We start from the raw sequence: 26,559 nt of genomic DNA on the forward strand, positions 1-26,559 counted from the left end.
TGGCAGGGTTTCACCATGCGCTGGGCATTTGTGGCGATGATCGTCCTTTTAGGGGGCCGGGCCTCTTCGGCGGAAACGGTCTACGAGTTCGCGCTCAGCTGTCAGCAGGAGAAGCTGGCCACCTGCTTCGCCCGTGTTGAAAGCCATCTCGACCGGCTTAAGGCCGCGGAGCAGGGACGGAGTTTCTGTATGCCGAATTTTTGGGGCGGCCCTCTCATTCTGAGCGCGGGCTATCCCGTTTCGGTGCTCGAGCATGTTCGGCTGGCCGTGTCGGCGGCGCGGTTCGGGAGTGCGGGCCGGAACGTCGACGACGCCATGCGGGATATCGTTGCGGGTATCTATCCCTGCGAATGATCCCATGCTGAAGGCCCACGCAACGATCGCTAAAAAATAGGAAATGCGGGAGCGCCGGCAAGCACTCCCGCATCTTGAGAATTGATGGTCTATGCGGCGCGGACGGTCCGCAGGAAGGTATCGACCTGATCGCGCAGCGAGCGGCTCTCCGAGGACAGCTGTTTGGCTGACGAGAGGACCTGCGAGGAAGCCGTGCCAGTGTCGCTCGCGCCCTTGCTGACGTCGGTGATGGACATCGCGACTTCGCTCGTGCCCTTCGCGGCTTCCGTCACGTTGCGGCTAATCTCTTGCGTCGTAGCGGCCTGCTCTTCGACGGCCGCGGCGATGGCGCCCGAGATCTCCGACATCTTGTTGATCGTTGTCGTGATGTCGTGGATTGCGCCAACGGCTTCTTGCGTCGCCGTCTGCATGCCCGAGATCTGAGCCGCGATCTCGTTCGTGGCCTTTGCTGTCTGGGCTGCGAGCGCCTTGACCTCTTGGGCGACGACTGCGAAGCCCTTACCGGCGTCGCCAGCGCGGGCTGCCTCGATCGTCGCGTTGAGCGCCAGCAGGTTTGTCTGCGCGGCGATCGTGGTGATCAGGCCGACGACATCGCCGATGCGGTTGGCGGTCTCGGACAGCTGGTTGACCTGATCGTTTGTCTTGGCCGCTTGGTGCACGGCCTGGGTGGCGATGTTGCTGCTCTCCTGGACCTGACGCCCGATCTCGGTGACGGTAGAAGCGAGCTGCTCAGAAGCGGCTGCGACGCCCTGGACATTGGCGGACGTCTCCTCGGAAGCCGCGGCGACGACGCCTGAACGCTCTTGCGTCAGCTCGGCCGTCTGCGTGAGGGAGGTCGCTGCGCCTTCGAGCTGGCTCGAGGCGTTCGACACCATTTCCACGATGCCGCCAACGGCGCGCTGGAAGTCGTCCGCGAGACGATGCATGTCGGTCTTGCGCTGATCGGAGGCGCGCTTTTCGGCGAGTTTCTGCTCTTCCTCTAGGCGGATCTTCTCGAGCGCGTTGTCCTTGAAGACGACGGCGGTCTTCGCAACGTCGCCGACTTCATCCTTACGATCCTGGCCGACGATCTCGACGTGATAGTCGCCGCCAGCGAGTTTTTGTAGGACGTCGACCATCGCGCGCAGAGGCTTCACGATGCCGAACTGGCTGATGATGAATCCCATGGCGAGACCGAATAGGATGCCGACAGTTGCGACGATGAACATCAGCCGCGATGCGTGTTCATATTCTTCGGTTGCGGCAGCCGAAACGACGCTAACCTCTTTGTCCAGGGCGGTTTGCAACGCGTGAACAGCGGTTCGCAGGTTGTTGGTGGCGACGCTACTCGACGCGACGGAGTCCTGTAGTTTCTTCATGTCTTCCGTGGCGGTGAAATCGCGGATCTGATCTGCCACCCGAAAGGTATCTTCGAGTTCCTTGCTGTAGGAGGCGAAAGCAGTTTCGATTTCGACAACGTGCTTTTCGTCTTCCTGGCTGACGGACTTTTTCAGGGACGTCAGGCGTTCGGCGAACGCTTTGAGCTCCTCGTCGACCTCGCTGCGGATTTTGGCGCGGGTCTCGGGTGTCGGATTCGATGCCAGGACGTATTCTGCGCGATTCAAGGAGACGACAACACGCGATATCCGTGCGGCTAAAAGAGCACCGCCAGCTTTCGTCTCCATTATGTTTGTCGCGTCATTGAGGTTGCTTAGTGACCTGGTTCCGAAAAAGGTGATGGTTATCGCGACGAGCGCCATGACCCCGATTACCGCCAGTATTTTCGTAAGCACTTTGAAGTTCGAAAGGATATTCATGTCCGGAGGCCCCACCCGCCCAAAAAATTCGCGCATAAATCGCGTTAGCAGGCCTCCGCAACCGTCGGTCTTTCAACGCAATTTTCATTCATCGAAATTGCGCTGCCGGAGTAAATTAATTGTGTTCAATTGTATGGGGTCTTAGGTACAAATACGGATCTTTTTTGTTAACGCGGATTCATCGTTGCAGAGACTCTCATTTCTCCGGGCGATTGAGTGCCGCAGAAATGGCGTCGAGGCCGTCTGTCAATGCGGCAGGTCCCGGTTGAAGAATGAGCGCAGACTTGATCTCGAAAATCCTGCCGGTCGAAACGGCCGGAATGGCAGCCCAACCTTCTCGCTCCTTGAAGCCGTCGATCCGCACCTTCTTTCCGCACCAGGATGCGAGGATGATGTCCGGCGACCGTGCGATGACGTCTTCAGACGTGACGATGCGATCCTTGGCTTGGGCGCAATGGCGCTTGTCGGCAAATATGTCGTTCCCGCCTGCGATCTCGATCAGTTCGGAGACCCAGCCGATGCCGGAGATCATTGAGTCGTCCCATTCTTCGAAATAAACGCGAGGGCGCATGGGGCGCTGTCTGCTTTCCTTCGCCACGGTGTCGAGACGGTCTTGCAAGGTTCGCGCGAGGTCATCCGCTTTTTCCGGACAGCCGATGAGTGCGCCGAGTGTACGGATCATGACGAAGATGCCGGCGAGATCGCGCTGATTGAAAAGATAAACGGGCAATCCGGCGCGCGCGAGGTCCGGAACGATGGGCCCCTGAATGTCGGAAAAGGCCAGAACGAGATCCGGCTTCAAGGCGGCGATGCGGTCAATGTTGGCCGATGTGAACGACGAAATGCGGGGTTTTTCCTTCCGCACTTGCGGCGGGCGCACAGCGTAGCCCGAAACACCGACGATGCGGTGCTGTTCGTTCAGGAGATATAGGGTCTCCACCGTCTCTTCGGTGAGACACACGATGCGTTCCGCCGGATAGCGCCGCATGTCAGGCCGCGCGTGCGGTGACCGCCGCTGCGAGCCAGCCCTTGATCTTCTCGATGTCGGGCGGTGCGCCTTCGCGCAGGATGCGCTGGCCCGGCGGCGTTGCGGCGAACGCCAGAACATCGGCACAGAGTTTTGTTTCGTCGGCGCTCGCAATCGCCTGCGCGGTGCGGAAACCCGATTGGGCCAGGAGTTCGGCGTGCGTGCCACGCAAGCCAGGGATCTCCAGCATGAGCCTGCACTGATCCTGCCAAAGCGTGATGGTGTCGGCCGTCACATTCTTGGAATTGAAGGCTCCGGCCGTCAGATATCGCGATGCCGACAGGAAGTCGGCGACGGTCTTAATGCCGAGAGGCTCGAGGCGCTTGGCGGACCGGGGACCAATCGTTGGTGCTCGCTCGATGTCGTCCGTCAGCGCGAGATAATGCTTCAACGGTTTGGCGCTCGACGGAGCAGGCGCGGTATCACGCAGCATTTTGACCGGAGCTGTCGGAGTAGGCGCTGCCGCTCGGACTGCATGGGGCGCAATGACCGCTGCTCTCTGCTCGGCGCGCTGTGCCAGTCTCGGCACTTCGATTTCCTTGGCGTAGAGATCGCGAACGATGCGGTCGTCTTCTGGTAGCGTGGCGTCGACGCGCCCCGTTTGCGTCAACTCGTCGAACATCGCTTGGACGATGCGGCGATCTTCGGCGTCGGCGAGCCGCTTCGCCAGCATCTTGGCGGGGATTTTGACGGCCGCAAGGATGGTGTCCAGCGCGAGATCGACCGTGGGGGGCATTGCGGCCGTCTCTTGGAAGGCCCGGTCAAGCACGGCTGCGAAGGTGTTCGTGGCGTAGATCAGCAACTCGGCCAGAATTTTGCGGCTGAAGTCGTCGAGGCCCGACGGCGGATCGCTGACGCCTGCACGCAGATTGTAGTGCGCAATCAGTGCTTCGTAGTGCGCGTTGGCTTTCTCGGCGCCGTCGCAGACGAGCTCGCGCAGCCAGTGCTCGCTGTTACCCGCCGTCACCTCCATATCGCCGTGACGTTCGAGGCCCAGACGTTTCAGATCGTCGTAGGACCTCGAGATCGACCATTCGGCGGCACGATGGATGCTGTTTTCGGCTTCCGATTGCGCGGTGTGGAACGGCTGGATCGGATCGGTGACGTAGTGAGAGAGCACGCCGGCATTCCAGACGACTTTCTCCCACTCCTCGTTGCGCAACGCTGTACAGAGCGCGTCATACCATTCGACGGACTTGTCCAGCGCGCCGCCCCAGTAGCCGTCGCGCACGTGGAGGACGTGGTTCTTGAAATCCTTGAACTGGTCGTCGGGCGCTTTCGAGGCGCGCATATAGCTGTCGGCGTGCTTTAGGAACAGCCGCTGCCAGGTCTCCGCCTTGGGATCGGCGAGATGGTTCAGCGCGTCGAGCGCGAGCTTGTGATGCGTGCCCTTGGCATGGGCCGCATAGACGATGCGGAACAGCAGCGACATGGGGGTCCCCACCCAGATTTCATGCGTCGCTGCAACTTGGGCCGAGTCGGGCCGGGCGAGAAGGCGGGTGAGGTCGAACTCTGTGTATGATCAGAGAAAATCGAGCAGTCCCTTGAGCGTGGCGCCGGGAGCTTCCTCGGGCAGGAAGTGGCCGCAGTCGATGGCGTGGCCGTTGACGGGCGCGTTCGATTTCTCGCGCCACGTGGCGAGCACGTCGAACATTTTTCCGACCGTGCCAAGGCTGCCCCAAAGGACGAGCATCGGCATAGTGAGCTTCATGCCTGCGGCGTCGCTTTCCGCGTCGTGCAAGAGGTCGATGGTCGCGGCGGCGCGGTAGTCTTCGCAGGCGCCATGAATGGCCATGGGGTCGAACAAGGCTTCCACGTAGTGGCGCAAGATCGGCTCGTCGAAGGTGCCCTCCGTTTTGCACCAGGAGGCAAGTGTCGTGCGCACGTAGTGGTGGGTGTCGTTGGCGATCATGCGCTCGGGAAAGTCGGCGGGCTGGATCAGGAAGAACCAGTGATAGTAGGCCGTCGCGAAGGCTTGGTTCGTTGCGGCATACATTGCGGCGGTCGGGCAGATGTCGAGCACGGCCAGGCGTTCCACGGCCGCCGGATGATCGAGTGCAAGTCGGTGGGCGACGCGCCCGCCCCTGTCGTGTCCGACGAGGCGGAAGCGTTCGTGGCCGAGGGCGCGCATCACGGCCACTTGGTCAGCGGCCATAGCACGCTTGGAATAGGCGGCATGATCGCCGCCGCCCTTGGGCTTGCTCGACCGTCCGTAGCCGCGCAGGTCGGCGGCCACCACGGTAAACCGTTCCGCGAGTGCGGGGGCCACGTTCCGCCAGCAAGCGCTGGTTTGCGGGAAGCCGTGGAGCAGCAGCAGAGGCGGGCCGGAGCCGGCGGTCCAGGCTGCGATGTCAATGCCGTTGCCGACCGGGATGGTGTGTGATGTAAAGCCTGCGAGCATCGGCGCCTCCGGCCGCCGACTTTAGAGCGCGATTGCCTCTCCGGGTATTGGAATCGCGCTCTAAGTTTTTGTTCGACCGATGATTCACGCTTCGGATTGGTCGGATCCGAAGCGATCACGGTCTTGGCCACATGTGTGAATTCGGGGAAGTTTCATGAAGCTCGTACGGTTCGGATCCAAGGGTGCTGAGAAGCCCGGTCTCGTGGACAAGGACGGGAAGATCCGCGATCTCTCGCAACACATTCCGGATATCACGGGCGAGACGCTTGCCCCCGAGAGCCTGGCGCGGCTCAAGGCGCTCGATCCGGCATCGCTGCCGCTCGCGCCCGAGGGCGTGCGCATCGGCCAGCCGGTTGCGCGGCCGTGGAGCTTCATCGCCATCGGTCTCAACTACGCGGACCACGCGAAGGAAGCTGGCCTCGAGATCCCGTCCGAGCCGATCATCTTCAACAAGCTCGGCAACACGGTCTCGGGTCCGTTCGACGATGTGATCTATCCCAAGAACTCGGACCGCATGGACTGGGAGCTGGAGCTCGCCTTCGTCATCGGCAAGCGCGCGCGCTATGTCGAGGAGAAGGACGCCATGGACTACGTGGCGGGCTATGCGATCTGCAACGACGTGTCGGAGCGGCGCTTCCAGATGAAGCGCAACGGTCAGTGGTTCAAGGGCAAGGCGGCGGAGACGTTCGGCCCGCTCGGCCCATGGCTCGTCACGACGGATGAAGTTCCGGATCCCTCCAACCTTGCCATGTCGCTCAAGGTCAACGGCGAGGTGAAGCAGCAGGGCTCAACGGCGACGATGATTTTCTCGATCCCGTACCTCGTGGCCTACATCACGCAGTTCTGTGTGCTGGAGCCGGGCGACGTGGTGACGACGGGCACGCCGCCGGGCGTCGGCTCGGTGATGAAGCCGCCGCAGTATCTCAAGGGGGGCGACGTGATGGAGCTCACGATCGAAGGGCTCGGCACCCAACGTCAGACTGTGGTGCCGTTCGCCGGGTAACCGGCGGCGCAGCAATCAGATGCCGTCCGTTGACGGCGTTTTTTAGTCGGCGCCTGCTGCTCCTGCAGCGGCGCCGATGTATTTTTGTGACTAGACGGTTCTCTAGATGATTGCGGATAGAGGATGCGCTTAAAGGTATTTGTAAGGTTTGTTACGTTCGCGAGCACATGTTGATTCGTACGCGTCTCCCGCCGCAGTCGCGTAGCTCAACCTGAGAAACCTCACACATCATGATTTCGTCGCTGCTGCAGCGCCCCGTTCGGGGCGAGCCAACACGTGCGCCTAATCGCATGCCGGCTTCCGGCAATCGCCGCAACACTTTCATGGTGCACGCGGGGCTCGTCGCTGCCTCCGCAGTCGCACTGCTGTCGTCGAGCGGCCCGTCACTGAAATCACCGCGAAGGGCATCACCTATCGCCCCTACGTGCGCGCGGGCGGCACGTTCCTCGACAATGCCCAGTTCGACGTGACGGCAAGTTTCGTCGCGGTGCCCGGCGAGTTCCTGACCTCCACGTCCGAATTCGACGACAAGTATGTCGACATCTCGGCTGGCGTCGACATCCTCACCGCCGACGGCGTCGACCTCAAGCTCACCTACGACGGCCGCTATTCGGAGAACTCCAGCATGCTCTCCTTCGGCGCCAAGGCTGCGGTGCCGTTCTAAGCGACGCAGCCCAGCAGCCTAGCCTGTCAGGGAAGGTGATAGGTGAGACCGGCGCGAATGACATTGGTCTCCAGGTCTTCGCCCTCGCCGATGTCGTCGTTTCCGCCCCAGTAGTGCAAGCCCTCGAGGCGGCCGCTGATGGCGTTCGAAAATTTATACTCGACGCCGCCGCCTGCGACGGGGCCCTCAAGATCGACAGACGCGCTGTCACGGCCGAGCCCTGGGATGCTGAGCGCCACTTCGACCTCGCTCCAAGCGTACCCGGCGGTCGCGTAAAAGAGGGCTGACTGATACACCCAACCGAGGCGTCCGCGAACAGTCGCAACGTAGTTTAGGTCGATGCTCAGTTTGCCGCCGAGGCCGCCGAGCGGGTCGTTGAGGGAATACGAAACATCGGACCAGTCGTAGTCGGCTTCTCCGCCGACGAGCAGCGAACCGTTCACGTAGTTGTAGCCCGCGTGAATACCGCCGAGGGCGCCTTCAACGTCGGCGCTTCCGGTGTTGTCGACCTTGCCGTAGCTGCCGTGCGCGCCGACGTAAAAGCCATCAAATCCGCGTGCGGCTTGCGCGCTCGCCGCCGAAGCAGAGGCGATGATTGCGATCGTGGCCATGGCCGACATCAAAAGTCTGTTCTGCACGGTTCCCCCCGCTTTGAATGCAATGCCGTGACAGCTAACCCGCACTGAGATGTCCGACCACCTGCAACGTGATCGAATTAACAGAATGCGTCTTATAGGATGTTTGTCGGGGATAACTTGCGGCTGGCTGATTGCCGTCGATATCTAGGTATTCTCGTGAAGCCGAGCGCCCTGCGATCTTGAAGGGGACGGAGACGGCCCTCGGGCGTCTCCACCCTCTCGATGTGCTTGCTGATGCGGTTCGGAACGCTCCCTATTCGGTCGAGCGTCCCGTAGTTCATCTAGCGAAGGTGGTAGGAGAGGCCGGCGCGGATGACGTTGGTGTCCGCTTCTATCGAGTCATCGTCTGCGATGCCCTGCTCTTGCCAGTAGTGCAGGCCCTCGACGCGAGCGCTCAGTTGCTGTGAAAGCATGTACTCGACGCCGCCGCCGACAACGGGGCCGTCGATCGAGGCGGATATCTTGCCGTACATGAGGCCTGGTATCTCAAACTTGGCTTCGTATTCGTTCCAGCTGTAGCCGGCGGTGGCGTAAATCAGCGTATTGCCGTTCGTCCAGCCGATACGGCCGCGCACGCTCGCATAATAATTCATCTGGCCCTTGGTCCAGCTGCCTCCCGAATTCCGGGCAGAGAATTCGATGCCCGACCAGTCGATGTCGGCTTCGGCGCCTAGGAGTAGGGAGCCATGCACGTAGTTATAGCCGGCGTGAAGACCCACGAGCCCGCCGTCGAAATCGATGTCGTCGGTGTCTTCGATCTTGCCGTATCCCGCATGTGCGCCGACGTAGAAGCCGTCAAACCGGCTCGCGGTCTGAGCGCTCGCCGAAGTGCTCGCGATCGTTGCCATCGCGGCCAATGCCGAAATCCAGAGTTTATGCTGCACAGTACGCGCCCCCGCTGAAAATACGATGCTGGCATTGCTAACCCGCACCGAGACGCGCGACTACGAACAACGTGATCGAATTAACAGAATGCGTCTTATTGGATGGATGCTGTGGATAACTTGTGCTTGGCCTATTCGTCCCGGCGTGGACGTATTGCGGTCCGAATTCCTCAGCGAACCGAGAACTTGAACGGCACCGAGACGACCATGGTGCCGTCGGCGGATTCGTTCGGCATGGCCGGAAAGGGTGCGGCGCGTTCGATAGAAGCGACGGCAGCGTCGTCCAGTATCTTCGAACCCGAGCTTGTTGCAACCTCGCTGGAGATCAGCTCACCCTGCCGGCCGACGGTGAAGCGCACGACGACGGTTCCGGCGATCTTCGATCGCGGATTGACCTTCTTCTTCGAAATGTGGGCGAACAGTTTGCCCCGATAGGCCGACATCGCGGTGATGTCGCCACCGGTCTTCTTTTCGCCGGTCTCCTTCTGCTCGTCCACGGCGAGTTCAGTGGGCTGGACGGCGGCGAACTGCTCCGGTTTGATTTCTTCGACCTTCTCCGGCTTCTCTTCGCGCGTAACTTTCTCTTGCTCGGGGCCGAGCTCCGAGCCGACGACGTGCTGAACGTCCTCTTCTATCGGCTTTATTTCCTCGATGGGCTTGGCGGCCAGGGGGACGGGAGGCGGCGCTTCGACGGCCTCCACATACTGACTTTCGACCCCTTGCTCGATAACGAAGGTGTCGTCGCCAATTCCCTCTTCAAGCGAGGCGCCGCCGGGCGTGATGAGGAAGAACCCTGCCACGGCGCCGTGGAGAGCGAAGGAGACCAGCCATGTGACGGCACGTAGGCTCATCATCGCGCGAAGCGCTCCGCGTTCCTTTACTGGGCGCCCTTGGGCTTCGGTTGAGAGAGCAGCGACACGCGTCCGTAACCGCTTTCTCCGACGAGACCCAGGACATCCATGACGTCGCCGTAGTTGCTCTTCTTGTCGGCGCGGACATAGACGACGGTGTCGCCTTCGGCCGAGCGCAGCTCGCGCAGGCGCGGCACGAGATTTCCTTGCGACACCGGCTCTTCCCGGATGAAGAGCGCGCCGGTGCCATCGAGCGAAACGACCATCGCCTTCTTGGACTGGCTGACCCGGGCGGCCGATGTATTCGGAAGTTCGAGCGGGACACCAGCGACCATCAGCGGTGCCGCGACCATGAAGATGATGAGAAGCACCAGCATCACATCCACCATGGGCGTGATGTTGATCTCGGCCATCGGACGATAGCCGCCATCATCTTCGTCGCCCGCGGACGACCCATTTCCGACTGCCATACCCATCAGTGGGACTTTCCTGCCCGCAGGGGCTCGGTGCCGGTACGGGCAAACGTTTCAGCTTGTGGGCGCGACAGACGCTTCGCCAACTCGGTGATCGTGGTGTTGCCGCGGCTGGCGCCGCGTCCGAGCGAAACCGAGATCATGTTGTAGGCCATGACGGCGGGGATAGCCGCAGCCAGGCCGAGAGCGGTGGCGAAGAGCGCTTCTGCGATACCCGGCGCTACGACCGCCAGCGAGGTGTCCTTCTGCTGCGCGATCGACGTGAAGCTGTTCATGATGCCCCACACCGTGCCGAAGAGGCCGATGAAGGGTGCCGCCGAGCCGACCGTTGCCAGGAACGGCAAACCGACTTCGAGGCGCTGCAGCTCCGACTTGAGGGATAGGCGCATGGCGCGCTCCAAGCGGGCGCGTAACTCGCCGCGCGGCTCGCTGCGGCCGCCGTCGTCGGCTTCGTGGTGGGCGGCGGTGAGCAGTGTGCGCACGAGGCCGCGCGGGGCCTCCGCGGTGGCCTCATCGCTGACCGTGCGCTCGAGGCGCTTCAGGTCGCGGCCAAGCCTTGCAAGGCGGATTGCCTTTTCGATGCTGATTGCCCAGCACGCGACGGAGGCCAGCACGAGCAGCGCCATGACCGTTTTCACGATCGGGTCGGCCTGCATGACCATGCCGTAGATGGAAAAATCGTGACCGGCGGCGACGGTGATCTGCTCCACGACGGATACCCTCTACTTACTTCGTCAGCTGCACGTTGGTGAGCGATTTGACCGTCACGCCTGCGAGGCAATTCTCGACCGGCCCTGCGTCTGCCGTGCATTCCACGACGTCGTTGATCAGAAAGCTTCCGATCTTGTCACACGGCGTGTTGTCGAGATCGAAGAGCTTGACGGTGCGCTTTTGCGGCTTCAGCGGCGCGAGATCCATCGCGAAGCGGCGGCCAATGATGCCGTCCTGCTGGAACAGCACGAGATCGAGCTTGAAAGTCTTGTATGCGGTGGCTTCGTCGTTCTGGACGACGAGGTAGGCCCGGCAGCCGTTGCCTTGGGTTTCAAGCTTGTTCAGCTCGAGAGAAACGGCAGGACCTGCTACTGCCGGTGTGGCGGCAAACGGTAAGCACGCGAGTGCAACGAAGCCAAGGGCCTTGCCGTTGGCACAGACAAAACGTTTCAAGTAGTCCTCCTAGACTTCGCATTACTGGCCGGCTGGAAGCTTTACCGCACTTGCGGCGGTATAAGGGCTTCCGCTGGCTCTTTTGGCTTCACTATAACCTGACAAGATGCGTCCGTCCGCAAGAGTTCCTAAGAGCGGCAGGAGAACGTGGAACTGCTCATGCGGCCAAGACAATTCCAGCTCTCTGTGTTGCCTACTCCGCTGTAGCTGGTCGTCGTCCTGAAGCGATGTTCCGGTGGCCAGACTTATATGGGTTTGGCAGGAAAGTTCGGAGCCACTATCGCGAAATCGTGACGGGAATCAATCGGGGCCTGGACGCCCCGAGCGCCTTTTTCATGGGCAGGGTTGCGCCAATTGCCTTGTGAATCTGAGAGAATCTCATCCCAATAGGTCGGGATTGTCCGCGTACCCTCGTGTCATCCTCCGGTTTCGCCGGTGCCTCCCTAGTTAGAAACACGGGGCGTGTGATTTCCTTGATTTATCGGGATATTTTCCCGAATACAGGTAGAATTCTGTATGTGGGAAAATATCCCGAAGAAATCGGGAAATATTCCCGATGCGGGGGTGCCACATGACGAGAAAAACCGTCCGTAACTCTGGCAATTGTGCTGTTACAATGTTGACCCTTCCCTCCGGTGGCCCATAGTCCTCCTAACGGGGTCGGGCGCTTGCCAATAATCCGGGTTCGAACAATTGGGATGGGCGCGCTCGAGTGGGGAAATTCTACGTAGGGAGCTTTGGGGGAATGAGACTTAGAAAAACAGCGCTGGTCGTCGGAACTCTTGCGCTTGGATCGCACATGGCGGGCGCACAGGAGGCGAACCAACCTGCTGCCGAGCTTCCCGCGGTTGACGTCGTCCAGGAGACGCCGGTCCAAAAGGCCGCTCGCGCCAAGAAAAAGGCACCAGCCGTCTCGCCCCTCAGCACCGCGCCGACGACGGTCGCGACTGAAGGCGCCGGTGGCGGTGGCCAAGCCGGTACTGGCGGGGGTGCGCCGGTTCTTGCAGCGCCCATCACAGTTCCGAACGCCGTGACCAACGTCACAGATGCCGACATCGACCGCGAAGGCACTGCGCAAGTCCAGCAGGCCCTTCAACAGCAGGTGCCGGGCATCATTCTCTCCGATGCAGCCGGCAATCCGATGCGTTCCGAGGTCTCCTTCCGCGGCTTCGACGCGTCACCGGTCAGCGGGCGCTCACAGGGCGTCGCCGTCTATCAGAACGGCGTGCGCATCAACGAGGCCTTCGGCGACACCGTGCAGTGGGACGTGATCCCAAGCATCGCTGTTTCCTCCATGTCGGTCGTCAGCAACAACCCGTCGTTCGGTCTGAACGCGCTTGGCGGCGCGATCAGCATCCAGATGAAAGATGGTTTCACCTATCAGGGTGGTGAAATCGACATCATGGGCGGCTCGTTCGGACGTGGTTACATTGGCGCCCAGGCCGGCGCATCGAGCGGCAACGCTAGCATCTACGTTGCAGGCGAGGGCATTGCTGACGGTGGCTTCCGCGACTTCTCCGAGAGCGAAGTCAAGCGCTTCTATGGCGACTTGGGCCTCAGAGGTAGCATGGCTGAGTTCCATGTCAGCCTAACGGCTGCCAAGAACGAATTCGGTGCCACGGCGGCTGCTCCCATTCAGCTGCTGGAGCAGGACTGGAGCAACACCTTTACCTCGCCTCAGACCACCAATTACGAAGTCTTCATGCCGACGATCTCCGGTACAGTGAAGGCGACCAATACTCTGACCCTCTCCGGCGTTGGCTACTACCGCCACTACAAGAACCGTGTGGTGGACGGAAACATCACGGAGGTTGGGGAATGCGAGGACGCGGGCAATCTCGGTTTTCTCTGTCTTGAAGAAGACGGCGGCGAAGAGCGGGTCACCGATGCCAACGGCAATTTCATTTCCGCAGGAGCCGTCGACGATCCGCTGGGCTCAATCGAGCGCCTGAACACCAACAGCAACAGCTGGGGCGGCGTCATCGAAGGTCAGGAAAAGACTCCGCTGTTCGGGCGTCCGAATCTCTTGATCGCCGGTGTGTCCTATGACCATGGCAAGTCCAACTACAGCACATCGAGCGAGCTTGGCACCATTGGGCCCAAGTACGTTGTCGATGGCTCGGGCGTCATCATTGGCGGTCCGGAGGATCTCGCGCCTCGTGATCTCGACTCCGAAAACACCTACTGGGGTCTTTACTTCTCCAACGCGCTGGATGTTACGGATCGCCTGACGGTGACCGTCGGCGGCCGATACAATCACGCCACCATCAAGCTGCATGACAACACGGGTGATTTCGAAGAGCTCAACACCACCAACAAGTACGAACGCTTCAATCCCATGGCAGGCGCCAACTACAAGCTGTTGCCTGGGTTGTCGGTCTACGGTGGTTACTCGGAATCGAACCGTGCGCCCACCCCGGCCGAGCTTGGCTGCGCCGAGCCCGAGAACCCCTGCCTCATCGAAAGCTTCCTCACGGACGATCCGCCACTGGACCAGGTGATCGGACGCACGGCTGAAGTCGGTCTGCGTGGCCAGGGCATCTACTACGGCGGCCGCTACACGTGGGGAGCAGGCCTGTACCGGACGCTTGCTCAGGACGACATCCTGCCCGTCACGAACGATACCGGCCGCATCTATTTCGTGAATGCCGGTGACACGCTCCGCCAGGGCGTCGAGTTGTCCGCGACGTACGAGACGAGCAAGTGGAACTTCTACGCGAACTATGCCTTCGTCGATGCCACGCTCGACACGTGCGATGATCCTAGCGGCGAGTGCGCCTTCCTCACCGCAGGCGACCGCTTGCCGGGCATCCCGCGTCACCGCTTCAAGGCGGGTGCCGAATACTGGGTGACGTCCAAGTGGAAAGTCGGTGCCGATCTGGTAGCGGCCAGCAACTCTCCGTACTTCCCGAACGAGGTGTCGGACGAAGAAGGGCTCAATGCGTTCCTTCCGGGCTACACGCGCGTCGATCTGCACACGTCTTACGACATCACCGAGAACATTCAGATCTATGGTCTCGTGAAGAACCTGTTCAATCAGAAGTACGGCCTCTACGGCACATACTTCGAGCTGGATGACGTCAACGAGGTCAACCAGGAACTCGGCACCGCTGAATTCTCGGATGCCCGCACCATGTCGCCTTCGATGCCTTTCGCGGCTTACGGCGGCGTGAAGTACAAATTCTAGACTGTTATTCTCTCCCACTCTTGAAGCGGTCGGCTGGAAACAGCCGGCCGCTTTTTGTGCTTCAAGGGGCGGGAATCGTCGTCGTTCGCCAGCGCCTTTTCGTCTTGCGATGGCTGCCGCTGCTGCGCGTGTGGCGAGCTAATCTACTTACGTAAGTACGATTACATCAGATGCATTGCCTAGTATTTCCGTAAATATACTGACGTGAATGACCCCCGTAAACTGCTGAAATTACAGCGTAAAATGTGGATTTTCGGTGCGAATACGCAACAGTACCTGTTTAATACTTCGATCCCGGTAAAAATCGGGAAAGATTGCCCGTTGTTCCCGCCTCTCCGCTTCGACATTCCTGAATTTGACCAAAAAGAGGCCACCGGCGCTGGGAGGCGTCTGGATGGTCGGGGGTTGTTTCAGGGAGTGGGATGGGAATGCAGATTCAAAAACGCAGAGCGGGTCGGGCTTTCTGGATGGCGAGCGTTGCGTGCTTCGCCTCGACGCCGGCCTTCGCCCAGCAGGCCGCGGCGCCGGCGCAGCAAGGGCTGCCCGAAGTGCAGGTCATCCAAAAGAAGTCGCCCGTTGCCAAGAAGACGCCTGCGGCAACGGTCTCCTCGCCTGCGCCGCAACCTCCTCCGGTTCAGTCCGAGCCGGCCGCGGTGGCCGAGGAGCTCGAGAACGCACCCTATGGGGCCACCGCAAGCGGAGGCGCTGTCTCGCGGGCGGCGAGCGGTTCGCTTTCGCCCATCAACGCGCGACAGATGCTGCCCGAGGACCTGCAGGACCTTGCGGGCTCCGGCAGCCGGGTGACGACCGCAGACATCGAAGAGTTTCGGCCGCAGACTGGCAACGAGGCGCTGGCCCGTGTTCCCGGCGTCGTGACGGTCAATGACGACGGTTTCGCCCGCCATGGCGGCATCAGCGTTCGCGGCTCGGCGCATCGGCGCTCGCGCAAGGTCCTCGTCATGGAGGACGGCGTTCCGATCAATTTCTCGACCTATCTCGACTCATCGACCCATTACACGCCGCCGATCGAGCGCGTGGAGAGCATCGAGGTCTTCCGTGGGCCGGTTGTAAACTACGGCCCGCTCAACAATCACGGCGTCGTCAACTTCCGCAACCTGTCGCCGTTCGGCGAGAACGAGACCCTGATCAAGGCCGGCATCGGACACACCGAAGGGTCGAACTTGGACGTCAACAACTTCCGCCATGTGCACACGCGCCAGAACTTCGGCAACGCCGGCGTCGTCGTGTCGTACTCAGGTGCGGATGCGGGCGGCGCGTGGGATGTCGAGGAACTCGGTTACAACGACTTCTACGGTGCCATCGGTCTTCGTGGCAGCAAGCAGGATCTAACCATCTCGGGTGGGTTCTTCCGCCAGCGCGACGTCTACGACGAGGACAATATCGAGGATCAAGATGATCTCTTCCGTTTTGGGCACAACAAGACAGCCGCAGCCGCGGCTGGTGCCTTGGACGAGGATGCTACATGCTGCCGTGACAGAGCGAGCTACAACGCTGACTACTATCGCCTGCAACTCGCGCATAACCTTTACATCGACGACAACACAACGCTGACGACGCGCCTCTACGGAAACGACCACGAGCGTGCCAGGTTCTACGCTGCGGATGGTGACAGCCTCGCCGACGTTGTTATGGAAGGCCGCGACCGCCGGTACCGCAATTACGGCGCGGACTCGCGTGTCGAGTTCGCCAATCTGCCGCTTTTCGGCGGGATGACACACACATTGCAGGCTGGCATTCGCTATGAGGAGCACTTCTTCACGAACCAGAACCGTGAGGGTGACCCCGGCCAGATCCTGACCTTCGGCAACAGGGGTCCGAAGGACGGCCTACCGCAAAAGCTCGAGGCGGACGCCTTTGCTGCCTTTGTTCAGACTGCGGTCAGCGTGACGCCGAGCCTCACTGTAACGCCGGGATTGCGCTTCGAGAGCTACGAGATCGAGTTTCGCGATCTCGACGAGCCGGAGTTCAACGGTGGCGCCGACTATGATCACGTGCTGCCGGGCATCGGTTTTGCCTGGAAGGCCCTGCCGCGCTCGACCGTCTACGGCGGATACCATCGCGGCATCACCCCTCACATCATCCGCGATGTGCAGGAAGCGGCCGAGGATGTTGGCGCATTCGTTCCTCCGCCTGAAGAGATCGGAGACAACTTCGAGATTGGAGTTCGCTCGACGGCCGTTCGTGGCGTGACCTTGGACCTTGCCTACTTCCACAGCCGGATCGACAACTATCAATTCGGTGAGTCGTTCCAGAGCGCCGGCGGCGATCGCGTGTTCTCGGCACTCGACGAGGTGACACTGCAGGGCTTCGAGATCTATGGCCGTCTCGACAGCCAGCCCTTCACCGGTGGTCCGTGGAACTTCTTCGGCGAGGCCGTCTACACCTATGTCGACTCGGAGATCAACAAGGGCGTCAACGAGGACGAGGACAGCGTAGCCGGAAATCGCGTTCCCGAGTCCATGAGGCACTTCGCGAATCTGACGCTCGGTGTCGCCTACAAGCAGCTTTGGGATGCCAGCGTCACCTGGAACTATCGCGGTGACTACCACACGGATGTCGATAACTCGTCCTACGCGGACGAGGGGCTTGTACCTGACGTGTGGCTACTCTCGGCGCGCACGAACTACAAGCTCACCGAAAATCTCACTCTGTGGGCGTCCGGTCAGAACCTCACCGACGAACTCTACATCACGGATCGCTCGGACGGTGTGAAGCCGGGTGTTGGGCGTACTCTTTGGGCTGGCTTCGAGGTCAAGTTCTGATTTCGCGATCGCTTCTCCCGATCTCGCGAAACGGTTGGGCGCGGCGCACCGAGAGGTGTGCCGCGTTCTTCATTTTGTTGCCCTAGGAGCGGACGATCTCAGCGGTGCCGGCTAGGATGTCGTACGTGCACGAGAGCCCGCTTCCGCCCGAGAAAATCAGAAACGGCTGACGGAACCGCGCATTCCACTGCTCATGGTCGACCTGCCAGATATGAACCTTGAGGGCGGGGTTGCCGACGACGAAGCGCGGCCCGGTGGTCCAGTCCGGCGTTGGGCCGGGGCCGGACGCAAGGCCGGCACAGGTGCTGGCGGCGCGGGCGCGATAGGCATTGATCAGCGCTTCTTCGGTCGCGGACCGGTAGAAGGTGTCCTGAGTCCAGATCTTCAGGGCGGCAAGCAGCGCCAGGGCGAGGACAAGGGCCCTCATGATGGCATCGCAATCTCGGCGCGCGGCCGTCAATGAACGTGCGGCCGCAACGGTCGAAAATCCCCGCTGCGGCCATTGATCTCAGATGCGCCTACAGTGCCTCCAGCATGGTGAACAAAGGGTTAGCGGCCGCCGGCGTGGGATGGTCGGCGCGAATGTCCGACCACATTGTATTTCGCACCGCGGCAGACCGCCGAAAGGCCGAAATTCGCCCCGGAAAGGCTTGTCAGAGCCCGTTCCATGCGGCATGGATCGCGGCCAGTCTCATACCAACCAAAGTCGAATTCCGGAGAGGACACGCGACCAATGGCAAAAAAGAAAATCCTGATCACCTGGCCTCTGCCGGAGGCCGTCATGGCGCGGGCCCGCGAGACCTATGACGTCATCGCGCACGGCGACAATCCGAAGATCACGGTCGACGAGATGCTGGAGACCGCAAAGTCGGTCGACGCGATCCTGCTCACGCTCAACGAGAAGTGCCCGAAAGCGGTCATTGACCGCGTTCCCGAGAACATCAAGTGCATCTCGACGTTCTCGATCGGTTTCGACCATATCGATCTCGAGGCCTGCAAGGCGCGCGGCATCAAGGTCGGCAACGCACCGCACGGTGTGACCGTGGCCACGGCCGAGATCGCGATGCTGCTTCTGCTCGGTGCGGCACGTCGCGCCGGCGAGGGCGAAAACATGATCCGCACGCGCTCCTGGCCGGGCTGGCAGCCGCTGCAGCTCGTCGGCCAGCGTCTCGACAACAAGAAGCTCGGCATCTACGGCTTCGGCAAGATCGGCCAGGCGTTGGCGCAGCGCGCCCGCGGCTTCGACATGGAAGTTCACTACTACGACATCTACCGTGCAAAGCCCGAGGTCGAGGCGAAGTACAACGCGACCTACCACGACAGCCTCGACAGCCTGCTCAAGGTCTCGCAGTTCTTCTCGATCAACGCACCTTCGACGCCGGAGACGCGCGGCTTCTTCAACAAGGCCACCATCGAGAAGCTTCCGCAGGGCGCTATCGTCGTGAACACGGCACGTGGCGACCTCGTCAACGACGAGGACACGATCGCGGCACTGAAGTCGGGCCGTCTCGCCTATGCCGGCCTCGACGTGTTCGCTGGTGAGCCCAAGATCAATGAGGGCTACTACGACCTGCCGAACACCTTCCTGTTCCCGCACCTCGGTTCGGCCGCCGTGGAAGCGCGCAACCAGATGGGCTTCGAGGCCCTCGACAACGTCGACGCGTTCTTCGCAGGCAAAGACATGCCGTTCAAGCTGGCCTAAGCGCGTTCGCAGGTTTCAAAAGACCTGGGGCAGGCCGCTGTTCGCGGCCTGCCCCATTTGTTTTTTCAGACGTTCTGAGTGGCTTATTGCTGCTGAAGCTCAGCTTGCTTCTTGAACACGGCTTGAGCTTGGCGGACGCGATCGAGCATGTCCTTCGCCATATCGCGCGCGGCAGAGTCGCACGCCTCCGGTGAGCTGTAGTTCTTGTCGTAGTCGCGCGCGAGCAACGGGAACACGCGTTCGCCGTAGCGCTGGTTGGCCTTGCTGCCAGTCATGAATGCGGTTTGGCGCTCATCGATGTAGGTATCGAGCTCTGAGATCTCGGCGGGCGTCAGCGGGCCGCTGCACTTCACGGCGATGATACGCGCTGCGATTGCTCCCCCGATGGATGCGGTCGTTCCTGGCCAGCGTTCGGCGTGGGCCGGCATTCCAAATGCCGTGGTAAGCGTCAGGCCGAGCGTCAATGTCGCGGCGCGTGCCGCCCATTTGGTCGTCATGTTCGTCTCCGTCGTTGAATGACCGGTGAGCTCGTTCCCATCTTTCGGCCGTGGGATCCCAAGTTGAGGGCTGGGGATCATTGGCCGGCTCATCGTTCGGTCATAGAACTCGAGGCAGGTGCGTTTCCCCTCTGTTGTCCGGAGGCCGGACCTGCCTATGATGCGTAGAGAGACTATCTCTGAGGCTTGATCATGGCAGACGGGGAGGCCCGACGCATTGCGGCAAAACGCGACCTGCAACGGGTGAAGACAGTCGAAAAAGCGCCGTCAATTGGGCTGGTTCTCGGCGGTGGTGGGGCCCGAGGACTGGCTCACATTCTCATGCTCGAAGTGTTCGATGAGCTTGGAATCAAACCGAAAATTATCGCGGGCACCTCGATCGGCGCAATCTTCGGAGCGGCCTATGCGTCGGGACTATGCGCCCGCGACATTCGCGCACATACCGAAGACGCGCTGACGAAGAAGTTCGGGCTCGTGCGCGACGTCTTCGCGTCTCGCGTGCAGCGATCCGGCAGCTTTTGGGATTTGTTCTCGGCGCGCTCGGCCTTTCTTACGCCGGGGGCCTTGCTTGATCTCGTGCTGCCCGCGCGGGTTCCGCAGTCATTCGAGGACCTCGAAATTCCGCTGCGCATCGTCGCCAGCGATTTCTATGCGATCGAGGCGGCGGTGTTTTCATCGGGGCCGCTGCGGCCCGCAATCGCTGCGAGCATGGCGCTGCCGGTGATCTTCGAGCCGGTGCTGATCGGAGGGCGAAGTCTCATTGACGGCGGTCTCACGAACCCGTTGCCGTTCGATCTTCTCGCCGGACAAGCCGATGTGATCGTTGCGATCGACGTTTCCGGAACGACAGTTCCGTCGCCCTCGCGTTCGAGACCGACGGCGATCGAGGCACTGTTCGCATCGTCGTTTCTGTTCGAGCGTTCGATCGTGCGCGAAAAGCTCAAGTCGCATCAACCGGACATCTACATCGATGCGGGTACGGGCCGCTATCAGGCGCTCGATTTTCTCAAGGTGCGCGATATCCTTGCGGCGGCAAAGCCTGCGCAGGACCAACTACGGGTCAAGCTGAAGCGTGTTCTCGAGACGCCGGTGCTGGCGGAAGTATCCAGGCCGCCTGCAGCGCCCGCCATCGAGGTCAAGCCCCGGCGTGTACGGCGGTTGCTGTCCCGGCTGAAGCCCAACTGAAAGAGCCTGTTCGTCAATCCTGGCGGCGGTCAGCGAAGAACGATTTCAGTATGTCGCTCGCTTCGCGTTCGCCGAGCCCGGGGTAAAGGTCTGGGCGATGATGGCAGGTCGGATGGCTGTACACACGGGCGCCGTGCTCGACGCCACCACTTTTGGGATCGGGTGCGCCATAGTAGAGGCGGCGGATGCGGGTGAATGAAATGACCGCCGCGCACATGGGGCAGGGTTCGAGCGTGACGTAGAGGTCGTGGCCAATCAATCGCTCGCTGCCGAGCTTCCCAGCGGCTTCACGAATGACGAGCATCTCCGCATGGGCTGAGGGGTCCGATAGCTCACGCGTGCGGTTCCCGGCTACAGCGACGACCTCACCCGCCGGGTTAACCAGAACGGCGCCGACCGGGACTTCGCCGCGCGCCGCTGCGGATCGCGCTTCGGAGAGCGCGAGTTCCATGTGGCCGAGGCGGGCAGGCGGTGCCATAAGGTCGTCTTCCATTTCGCTGCAGGGCCTCAATCACGATGCGCAAATCATCATTCGGACATCGCCCGCCGCGCGGCAAGTCTCAAGGGGGAAAGCCGAGGCGACCTGGCTTCGGGAGACCGCATGGCGCGGGCAAAGATGCTCGAGGCGAGCGCCCGGAGCATCAATCGCCCTCGCGCCAGCGCTATTTGGTGCGCAAGGCTCAGAGCCAGCCGGTCGCGGAGGCTGAGGATCGCGGCCGAGACGGTGAGCGCGGATCGTTTTCGAGCCGTTTTCGCAAAGGGACCGGCGGTAGCGAGGCGAGGTTCGTGCGGGCTGAGAAGCCACAGCGCGGTGAAAAGCCGGCTCGTAAGGGGCCGGATCGCGAGCCGCGCCGATTCAAAGCACACGAACGGGTCCGCCCCCGAGGAGGGGGCGCAAAGCGCGTCGAGCAGAAGCAGCAGCCGGCGGTCGACGAGCCGATGCGCATTGCAAAAGCGATGGCGCGCGCCGGTCTCTGCTCGCGACGTGAAGCGGAACGCTGGATCGCAGATGGCCGCGTCAGCATCAACGGACAGGTTCTCAAAACGCCCGCTGTCGAGGTGAAGCCGAAGGATCGAGTGCTGGTCGACGGGCAGCCGTTGCCGATCGCAGAGCCCTCTCAGCTCTGGCGCTTCAACAAACCGCGGGGATTGGTCACGACGCACAACGATCCGCAGGGCCGGCCGACAGTGTTCGACAATCTGCCGCCGGAACTGCCGCGCGTGATCTCGGTGGGCCGTCTCGACTTCAACACGGAAGGACTCATCCTGCTCACGAATGACGGCGAACTCGCGCGCCATCTCGAGCTTCCGGCGACCGGGTGGCTCAGGCGTTACCGTGTGCGCGCGAAGGGGCGTGTCACGCAGGCGGATCTCGACAAGCTCAAAGATGGCGTCGAAATCGAAGGTGTGCGCTACGGGGCGGTCGAAGCGACGCTCGATAGCGTGCAAGGCGCCAACATGTGGCTGACGGTGGGTATCCGCGAGGGCAAGAACCGCGAGGTACGCAAGGTTCTGTCAAGTTTGTCGCTGGAGGTGAACCGCCTTATCCGCGTGTCATTCGGTCCGTTCCAGCTTCTCGAACTCAAGCCGGGTGAAGCGGAGGTGGTGAAGCGGCGCGTTCTTGCAGATCAGCTCGGGCCGCAACTCGCTGCTGAATTCGGACTTGTCGAAGTGGAGGCCAAACCTGCTCCCAAGGGCAGGAAAGGGTTCAAGCCTTCGAAGCCCAAGACACGCGGGGACGCGTGATGCGCGTGGTCGGCGGTACGCATCGCGGGCGCGCTCTGGCGACCCCGCAACACGATGGCTTGCGGCCGACTTCGGATCGGGTGCGCGAGTCCGTCTTCAATATTCTGCTGCACGGGGTCCCGGATTTCTCCCTCGAAGGCGCACGCGTTATCGATCTCTTCGCCGGAACGGGGGCGCTCGGAATTGAGGCGCTGTCGCGCGGCGCCGGTTACTGCCTGTTCGTCGAGGAGGCGCCTGAGGCGCGGGCGCTGATCCGCACCAATATCGAGGCTTTGCATCTGACCGGTACAACCCGCATCTTCCGGCGCGACGCGACGGACTTGGGTCCGGCCGGAAACATGGAGCCCTATGCGCTGGCCTTCCTTGACCCGCCTTACGGACAGGGCCTCGGGGAGAAGGGGTTGATCGCGTTGCGCGATGGGAAGTGGCTGGTGCCGGGCGCCGTCGTCGTGCTGGAAGAGCGGGAGGGTGCAGACGTCACCCTGCCGGAAGGTTTTACCGAATTCGACCGGCGGAGCTGGGGCGATACGCAGGCAATTTTCGCGCGTGCGGCGATTGCGTAGAGCTCGCGCCGTCATCAAGCCGTCAACGAACCTTCGAGAGCCTGTCGTGAATCACGCGTAGCAGCTTGTCGCAAATCTGGGGCCTTTTGCGGGCCCCACCATTTGCGGAAGGCCGATGCGGGGGACAGGGAACAGCCGCTCCGGTGTATCCAGGCGCGAAGCGTTGGCCGGAGCCAGCGCCATCGCGGCAGCGGGCCTGTTTTCGCAGCGCCTCCACGGAGCAATCAACACCGCTTCATCTGTCGCCAGCGGCACGGTGTTCGAGGACCGTTCGGGCACGGGCGTACGGCAACTGGGCGATCGAGGCGTCGCCGGGGTGATGGTGTCCAACGGCCGCGACGTGGTTCTGACCGACAGCGAAGGAGGCTTCGCTCTTGCCGTCGAGCCCGGCGAGAGCGTGTTCGTGATCAAGCCTCCGCATTGGAGCGTGTCTCCGCAGGCTGATAATTGCTCGCCAAGTTCCTATTTGCACCGATCTGACGTGATACTTTCTCCGTCGATCGATTTTCCTCTGCGGCGGACACCGGAGCCGGCGGCTTTCGAGGCTCTGCTGTTTGCCGATGTGCAACCCTCAAACGCGGCGGAGTTGGGTTACTTCGCCGATCTGTTGCGGCGCGGTGTGCATGGGACGGCTGCCGCCTTCGCCATCAACCACGGCGATGTGATGGGCGACGATCTCTCGCTCTTTCCCGCCTATCGCCGCGTGATCGGGGAAACCAGCATTCCCTGGCATCATTGTCCCGGCAACCATGACATGAACCTGGACAGCCTCGGGCCGCATCACGCCTTCGAAACGTGGAAGCGCGAAATCGGGCCGACGCACTCCGCGTTCCGTTATGCGGGCGCGACGTTCATCCTGCTCAACAACGTGGAGTACGCGGGGCACGGACGCTCGTTCCAAGGCGGGCGCGGCTATCGCGGGCTGATCGGTGAGCGTCAGCTTGCGTTTGTCGAGAACGTGCTGAGGCATGTTCCGGCGGATGATCTCATCGTCCTTTCGATGCACATTCCGCTGGTGAGTTTCGAGGCGCCGGACAGCATCTCAGACACCACGGCCGATCGAGACGCGTTGATGCGCCTCCTGGCTGGGCGGCCGCACACGGTGAGTTTCGCGGGACATTCGCATACGACCGAGCATCACTTCCTCGGTGCGGAACATGGGTTTGGCGGCGAGCGGCCGCATCATCATCACGTTTTGACAGCGGCCTGCGGAAGCTGGTGGAGCGGCGCCGAGGACCAGAACGGTATTCCTGTTTCGGACAGCCGGGACGGAAGCCCGAAAGGGTATCATGTCCTGTCGGTCAATGGCGCCGAGTACACGACCCGCTTCGTGCCGTTCGATCCACTTGCTTCGCCGCAGATGCGCGTGATGGTGAGTGAGGCGTCTCACCTGACGAGACAGGACGATGGGACACCTAAGATCCTGGACAAGGTCGTATCGTCGCCTGTTGGCGCCGCACATCTGTCTTCGCTGGCGCTGGTTGTCGATGTGTTCGATGGCGGGCCGACGACGCGCGTCTTCTACGAGATCGAAGGCAGCGGGCTAGCGCCGGTCGAGATGGTGCGGGCCCGAACCGCGGATCCGTTTATTGTCGAGAGCTTCCAGCGTGATCACCAGCTTCTCAAATCCTGGGTGAAGCCCGCCGTCTCATCGCACATCTGGGCGTCGCCGCTCGATCGCGCCTTGGCTACCGGCAGTTACCGCATCGTTGTGCGCGCTACGCTCGGAGGTGGCGCGACGCACACGGATGCGCTGATGCTCGATGTGGTGGCATAGGCGCCTCAGGAGCGACCAAAGAGGCGCTCGATGTCTGATAACTTCAGCTCAACGTAGGTCGGGCGGCCGTGGTTGCACTGGCCGGAAAACGGTGTCGCTTCCATTTCGCGGAGGAGTGCGTTCATTTCCGCAGGCGTAAGGCGACGGCCCGCGCGGACGCTGCCGTGGCAGGCCATGCGCGAGGCGATGGCTTCGAGCCGCTCGCGCAGCGGCGCGCCGGTGCCCTCGGCCAAAAGATCGGCCGCGAGGTCTCTGACGAGGCTGTCGACGGAGGTTGTGCCGAGAAGAGCCGGCACCTCGCGCACGGCGACGGCTGCGGGTCCGAATCGCTCCAGCACGAGGCCAAGCTCGGCCAACTCTCCTGACTTCTCGTCGAGGGCGAGGGCTTCGTCGTCGCTGACTTCGACGACGACGGGTATCAGAAGAGCCTGACGCGCGATGCCGCCATTGGCGAGAGCCTTCTTCATGCGCTCATAGACGAGGCGTTCGTGAGCGGCGTGCTGGTCGACGATGATGACCGAGGTTTCTGTCTGCGCGACGATGTAGGTTTCGTGGAGCTGCGCACGGGCGGCGCCTAGTGGCCGCTGTTCGTTGATCGGCACAGACGGTTCGTCGTGTGCTGCCGCATCTGCGGTCGGGATGTCCAAATCCGCGAACGGCGTTTGCTGTCGCTCTGCGAAGCCGGACAGGTCGCGCGGGATCGGGCGGTCGAAAGCGGAGCGCTCTCGTTCGAAAGAAGAAATGGGCATGCGCGCCAACGTTTCGAGCGTGCGCGCGCCGCCTTGGGCGCTGGCACGGAAGCCGGCGTTTTCGAGCGCGTGGCGTAGAGCGCCGATCAGCAAGCTCCGCACGGTGCCGCCGTCGCGGAAACGGACCTCCACTTTCGCCGGATGGACATTGACGTCGACTTCAGCGGACGGAAGCTCGACAAAGAGGGCGAGGAGCGGATGACGGCCCTTGGGTACGAGGTCGCCGTAGGCAGCCCGTACGGCACCGATGACGAGCTTGTCGCGAACAGGGCGCCCGTTGACGAAGAGAAACTGCAAGGCGGCGTCGGGCCGGTGCAGGGTCGGCAGGCCCGCGAAGCCGCGCACAGTAGTGCCGTCGCGCTCGCCACCGACCGCTACGGCGTCCTCCATGAACTCGCGGCCCATGATGCGGCCCAGTCGCTGCAACATGCCGTCTGCAGTCGGCTCGCATCGGGGCAGGCGCAGGCCGGTGCGCTCGCCCATGGTCAAGGAAAATCCCACGTGCGGATGCGCCATGGCGAGGCGCTTTACCGCTTCCGAGACGGCGAGATTTTCAGCGCGTTCGGATTTCAGGAACTTGAGGCGCGCAGGTGTTGCCGAGAAGAGATCGCGCACCTCGATGCGCGTGCCGGGATTGAGGGCGGCGGGCTTGAGCGGTTGCTTCGCGCCGCGATCGACCGCGATTTCGAGTGCGTCGCGTGAGCCACGTGGACGAGAGGCAATCGTGAGGTGGGCAATGGCTCCGATGGACGGCAGCGCTTCGCCACGAAAGCCGAGGGTGTGAATGGCGAGGAGGTCATCGCCCTCGAGCTTCGAGGTGGCATGACGCTCGACGCAGAGCGACAGATCTTGCCCGTCCATGCCGCAGCCGTCGTCTGTCACGCGGATGAGCGATAGGCCGCCCGCCGCCGTCACGACTTCGATCTCGGTGGCGCCCGCGTCGAGCGCGTTCTCGACCAACTCCTTGACGACGCTGGCCGGACGCTCGACGACCTCGCCGGCGGCGATCCGGTTGACGGTCTCGGGGCTGAGCTGGCGAATGGCCATTCTTCGCGTGAACCTGGATGTGGACGGGGCGCCGCCTGAGGCGACTCGGCGGGAGGGTATCCGGTCCC

The 26,559-nt window shown here is 62.0% G+C and carries 24 protein-coding genes; 10 read left to right on the forward strand and 14 right to left on the reverse strand.

Going from position 1 to position 26,559, the window contains the following annotated elements; translation table 11 throughout:
* The first annotated feature begins 15 nt into the window (after nucleotides 1–15).
* On the forward strand, nucleotides 16–354 hold the full coding sequence (locus VHO05_RS10630; protein ID WP_329646554.1) for a hypothetical protein: 339 nt from the start codon (nucleotides 16–18) through the stop codon (nucleotides 352–354).
* Between the two features lie 89 nt (nucleotides 355–443).
* Here the strand turns inward: VHO05_RS10630 and VHO05_RS10635 are convergent, their stop codons facing one another.
* The 4 genes from VHO05_RS10635 to VHO05_RS10650 all read right to left on the reverse strand — a co-directional run bounded on the left by VHO05_RS10635 (nucleotide 444) and on the right by VHO05_RS10650 (nucleotide 5,578).
* The gene (locus VHO05_RS10635) at nucleotides 444–2,186 is read right to left on the reverse strand and encodes a methyl-accepting chemotaxis protein (protein ID WP_329646555.1); all 1,743 of its coding nucleotides are present in this window, start codon (nucleotides 2,184–2,186) and stop codon (nucleotides 444–446) included.
* A gap of 160 nt (nucleotides 2,187–2,346) precedes the next feature.
* Nucleotides 2,347–3,138, reverse strand: coding sequence for a cobalamin-binding protein (locus tag VHO05_RS10640; protein ID WP_329646556.1), 792 nt, complete (start codon nucleotides 3,136–3,138; stop codon nucleotides 2,347–2,349).
* Nucleotide 3,139: 1 nt separating this feature from the next.
* Nucleotides 3,140–4,609 carry a DUF4332 domain-containing protein gene (locus tag VHO05_RS10645; RefSeq protein ID WP_329646557.1) on the reverse strand — a complete coding sequence of 490 codons (1,470 nt, stop codon included), beginning with the start codon at nucleotides 4,607–4,609 and terminating at the stop codon, nucleotides 3,140–3,142.
* 90 nt (nucleotides 4,610–4,699) lie between these two features.
* Nucleotides 4,700–5,578, reverse strand: a complete 879-nt coding sequence (locus tag VHO05_RS10650; protein WP_329646558.1) for an alpha/beta hydrolase — start codon at nucleotides 5,576–5,578, stop codon at nucleotides 4,700–4,702.
* A 154-nt stretch (nucleotides 5,579–5,732) separates the two neighbouring features.
* Here VHO05_RS10650 and VHO05_RS10655 point away from each other — a divergent pair, with 154 nt between their 5' ends.
* Both VHO05_RS10655 and VHO05_RS10660 read left to right on the forward strand, forming a co-directional pair.
* A complete protein-coding gene (locus VHO05_RS10655) occupies nucleotides 5,733–6,581 on the forward strand; it encodes a fumarylacetoacetate hydrolase family protein (RefSeq protein WP_329646559.1) in 849 nt (282 codons plus the stop codon).
* A gap of 424 nt (nucleotides 6,582–7,005) precedes the next feature.
* Nucleotides 7,006–7,245, forward strand: coding sequence for a hypothetical protein (locus tag VHO05_RS10660; protein ID WP_329646560.1), 240 nt, complete (start codon nucleotides 7,006–7,008; stop codon nucleotides 7,243–7,245).
* 26 nt (nucleotides 7,246–7,271) lie between these two features.
* Here the strand turns inward: VHO05_RS10660 and VHO05_RS10665 are convergent, their stop codons facing one another.
* The 6 genes from VHO05_RS10665 to VHO05_RS10690 all read right to left on the reverse strand — a co-directional run bounded on the left by VHO05_RS10665 (nucleotide 7,272) and on the right by VHO05_RS10690 (nucleotide 11,255).
* Nucleotides 7,272–7,856, reverse strand: a complete 585-nt coding sequence (locus VHO05_RS10665) for an outer membrane protein (protein ID WP_329646561.1) — start codon at nucleotides 7,854–7,856, stop codon at nucleotides 7,272–7,274.
* Between the two features lie 308 nt (nucleotides 7,857–8,164).
* Entirely contained in the window at nucleotides 8,165–8,767 is a 603-nt protein-coding gene (locus VHO05_RS10670) for an outer membrane protein (protein WP_329646562.1), read from the reverse strand.
* A 170-nt stretch (nucleotides 8,768–8,937) separates the two neighbouring features.
* Nucleotides 8,938–9,621: an energy transducer TonB gene (locus VHO05_RS10675; RefSeq protein ID WP_329646563.1), complete on the reverse strand. Its 684-nt coding sequence runs from the start codon at nucleotides 9,619–9,621 to the stop codon at nucleotides 8,938–8,940.
* 23 nt (nucleotides 9,622–9,644) lie between these two features.
* A complete protein-coding gene (locus VHO05_RS10680) occupies nucleotides 9,645–10,094 on the reverse strand; it encodes a biopolymer transporter ExbD (RefSeq protein ID WP_329646564.1) in 450 nt (149 codons plus the stop codon).
* A complete protein-coding gene (locus VHO05_RS10685; protein ID WP_329646565.1) occupies nucleotides 10,094–10,801 on the reverse strand; it encodes a MotA/TolQ/ExbB proton channel family protein in 708 nt (235 codons plus the stop codon). The genes VHO05_RS10680 and VHO05_RS10685 overlap by 1 nt, the downstream gene beginning before the upstream one ends.
* A 16-nt stretch (nucleotides 10,802–10,817) precedes the next feature.
* Complete coding sequence (locus VHO05_RS10690; RefSeq protein ID WP_329646566.1) at nucleotides 10,818–11,255, reverse strand: hypothetical protein; 438 nt, start codon at nucleotides 11,253–11,255, stop codon at nucleotides 10,818–10,820.
* Nucleotides 11,256–12,000: 745 nt separating this feature from the next.
* Here VHO05_RS10690 and VHO05_RS10695 point away from each other — a divergent pair.
* Complete coding sequence (locus tag VHO05_RS10695; RefSeq protein ID WP_329646567.1) at nucleotides 12,001–14,442, forward strand: TonB-dependent receptor; 2,442 nt, start codon at nucleotides 12,001–12,003, stop codon at nucleotides 14,440–14,442.
* Between the two features lie 428 nt (nucleotides 14,443–14,870).
* Nucleotides 14,871–17,225, forward strand: a complete 2,355-nt coding sequence (locus tag VHO05_RS10700; protein ID WP_329646568.1) for a TonB-dependent receptor family protein — start codon at nucleotides 14,871–14,873, stop codon at nucleotides 17,223–17,225.
* Nucleotides 17,226–17,307: 82 nt separating this feature from the next.
* Here the strand turns inward: VHO05_RS10700 and VHO05_RS10705 are convergent, their stop codons facing one another.
* Nucleotides 17,308–17,652 carry a hypothetical protein gene (locus tag VHO05_RS10705; protein ID WP_329646569.1) on the reverse strand — a complete coding sequence of 115 codons (345 nt, stop codon included), beginning with the start codon at nucleotides 17,650–17,652 and terminating at the stop codon, nucleotides 17,308–17,310.
* Between the two features lie 306 nt (nucleotides 17,653–17,958).
* On the opposite strand from VHO05_RS10705, the gene VHO05_RS10710 reads away from it, so the two are divergent.
* Nucleotides 17,959–18,927 (forward strand): D-glycerate dehydrogenase, encoded by a 969-nt coding sequence (locus tag VHO05_RS10710; protein WP_329646570.1) that lies wholly within the window; start codon nucleotides 17,959–17,961, stop codon nucleotides 18,925–18,927.
* A gap of 83 nt (nucleotides 18,928–19,010) precedes the next feature.
* Here VHO05_RS10710 and VHO05_RS10715 read toward each other — a convergent pair whose 3' ends face one another.
* Nucleotides 19,011–19,424 carry a hypothetical protein gene (locus VHO05_RS10715; RefSeq protein ID WP_329646571.1) on the reverse strand — a complete coding sequence of 138 codons (414 nt, stop codon included), beginning with the start codon at nucleotides 19,422–19,424 and terminating at the stop codon, nucleotides 19,011–19,013.
* 192 nt (nucleotides 19,425–19,616) lie between these two features.
* Here VHO05_RS10715 and VHO05_RS10720 point away from each other — a divergent pair, with 192 nt between their 5' ends.
* Nucleotides 19,617–20,609, forward strand: coding sequence for a patatin-like phospholipase family protein (locus VHO05_RS10720; protein ID WP_329646572.1), 993 nt, complete (start codon nucleotides 19,617–19,619; stop codon nucleotides 20,607–20,609).
* 13 nt (nucleotides 20,610–20,622) lie between these two features.
* On the opposite strand, the gene VHO05_RS10725 is transcribed toward VHO05_RS10720, so the two are convergent.
* Nucleotides 20,623–21,087, reverse strand: coding sequence for a nucleoside deaminase (locus VHO05_RS10725; RefSeq protein ID WP_329646573.1), 465 nt, complete (start codon nucleotides 21,085–21,087; stop codon nucleotides 20,623–20,625).
* A 308-nt stretch (nucleotides 21,088–21,395) separates the two neighbouring features.
* On the opposite strand from VHO05_RS10725, the gene VHO05_RS10730 reads away from it, so the two are divergent.
* The 3 genes from VHO05_RS10730 (at nucleotide 21,396) to VHO05_RS10740 (ending at nucleotide 24,695) form a co-directional block, all read left to right on the forward strand.
* Nucleotides 21,396–22,355, forward strand: coding sequence for a pseudouridine synthase (locus VHO05_RS10730; protein WP_329646574.1), 960 nt, complete (start codon nucleotides 21,396–21,398; stop codon nucleotides 22,353–22,355).
* The gene (gene rsmD / locus VHO05_RS10735) at nucleotides 22,355–22,918 is read left to right on the forward strand and encodes a 16S rRNA (guanine(966)-N(2))-methyltransferase RsmD (RefSeq protein WP_329646575.1); all 564 of its coding nucleotides are present in this window, start codon (nucleotides 22,355–22,357) and stop codon (nucleotides 22,916–22,918) included. The genes VHO05_RS10730 and rsmD overlap by 1 nt, the downstream gene beginning before the upstream one ends.
* 163 nt (nucleotides 22,919–23,081) lie before the next feature.
* Nucleotides 23,082–24,695, forward strand: a complete 1,614-nt coding sequence (locus VHO05_RS10740) for a calcineurin-like phosphoesterase family protein (RefSeq protein WP_329646576.1) — start codon at nucleotides 23,082–23,084, stop codon at nucleotides 24,693–24,695.
* Nucleotides 24,696–24,700: 5 nt separating this feature from the next.
* Here the strand turns inward: VHO05_RS10740 and mutL are convergent, their stop codons facing one another.
* Nucleotides 24,701–26,491: a DNA mismatch repair endonuclease MutL gene (gene mutL / locus VHO05_RS10745; protein WP_329646577.1), complete on the reverse strand. Its 1,791-nt coding sequence runs from the start codon at nucleotides 26,489–26,491 to the stop codon at nucleotides 24,701–24,703.
* Nucleotides 26,492–26,559 lie beyond the last annotated feature (68 nt).

The sequence above is a fragment of the Hyphomicrobium sp. genome (assembly GCF_036262015.1).
GTDB lineage: Bacteria > Pseudomonadota > Alphaproteobacteria > Rhizobiales > Hyphomicrobiaceae > Hyphomicrobium_C.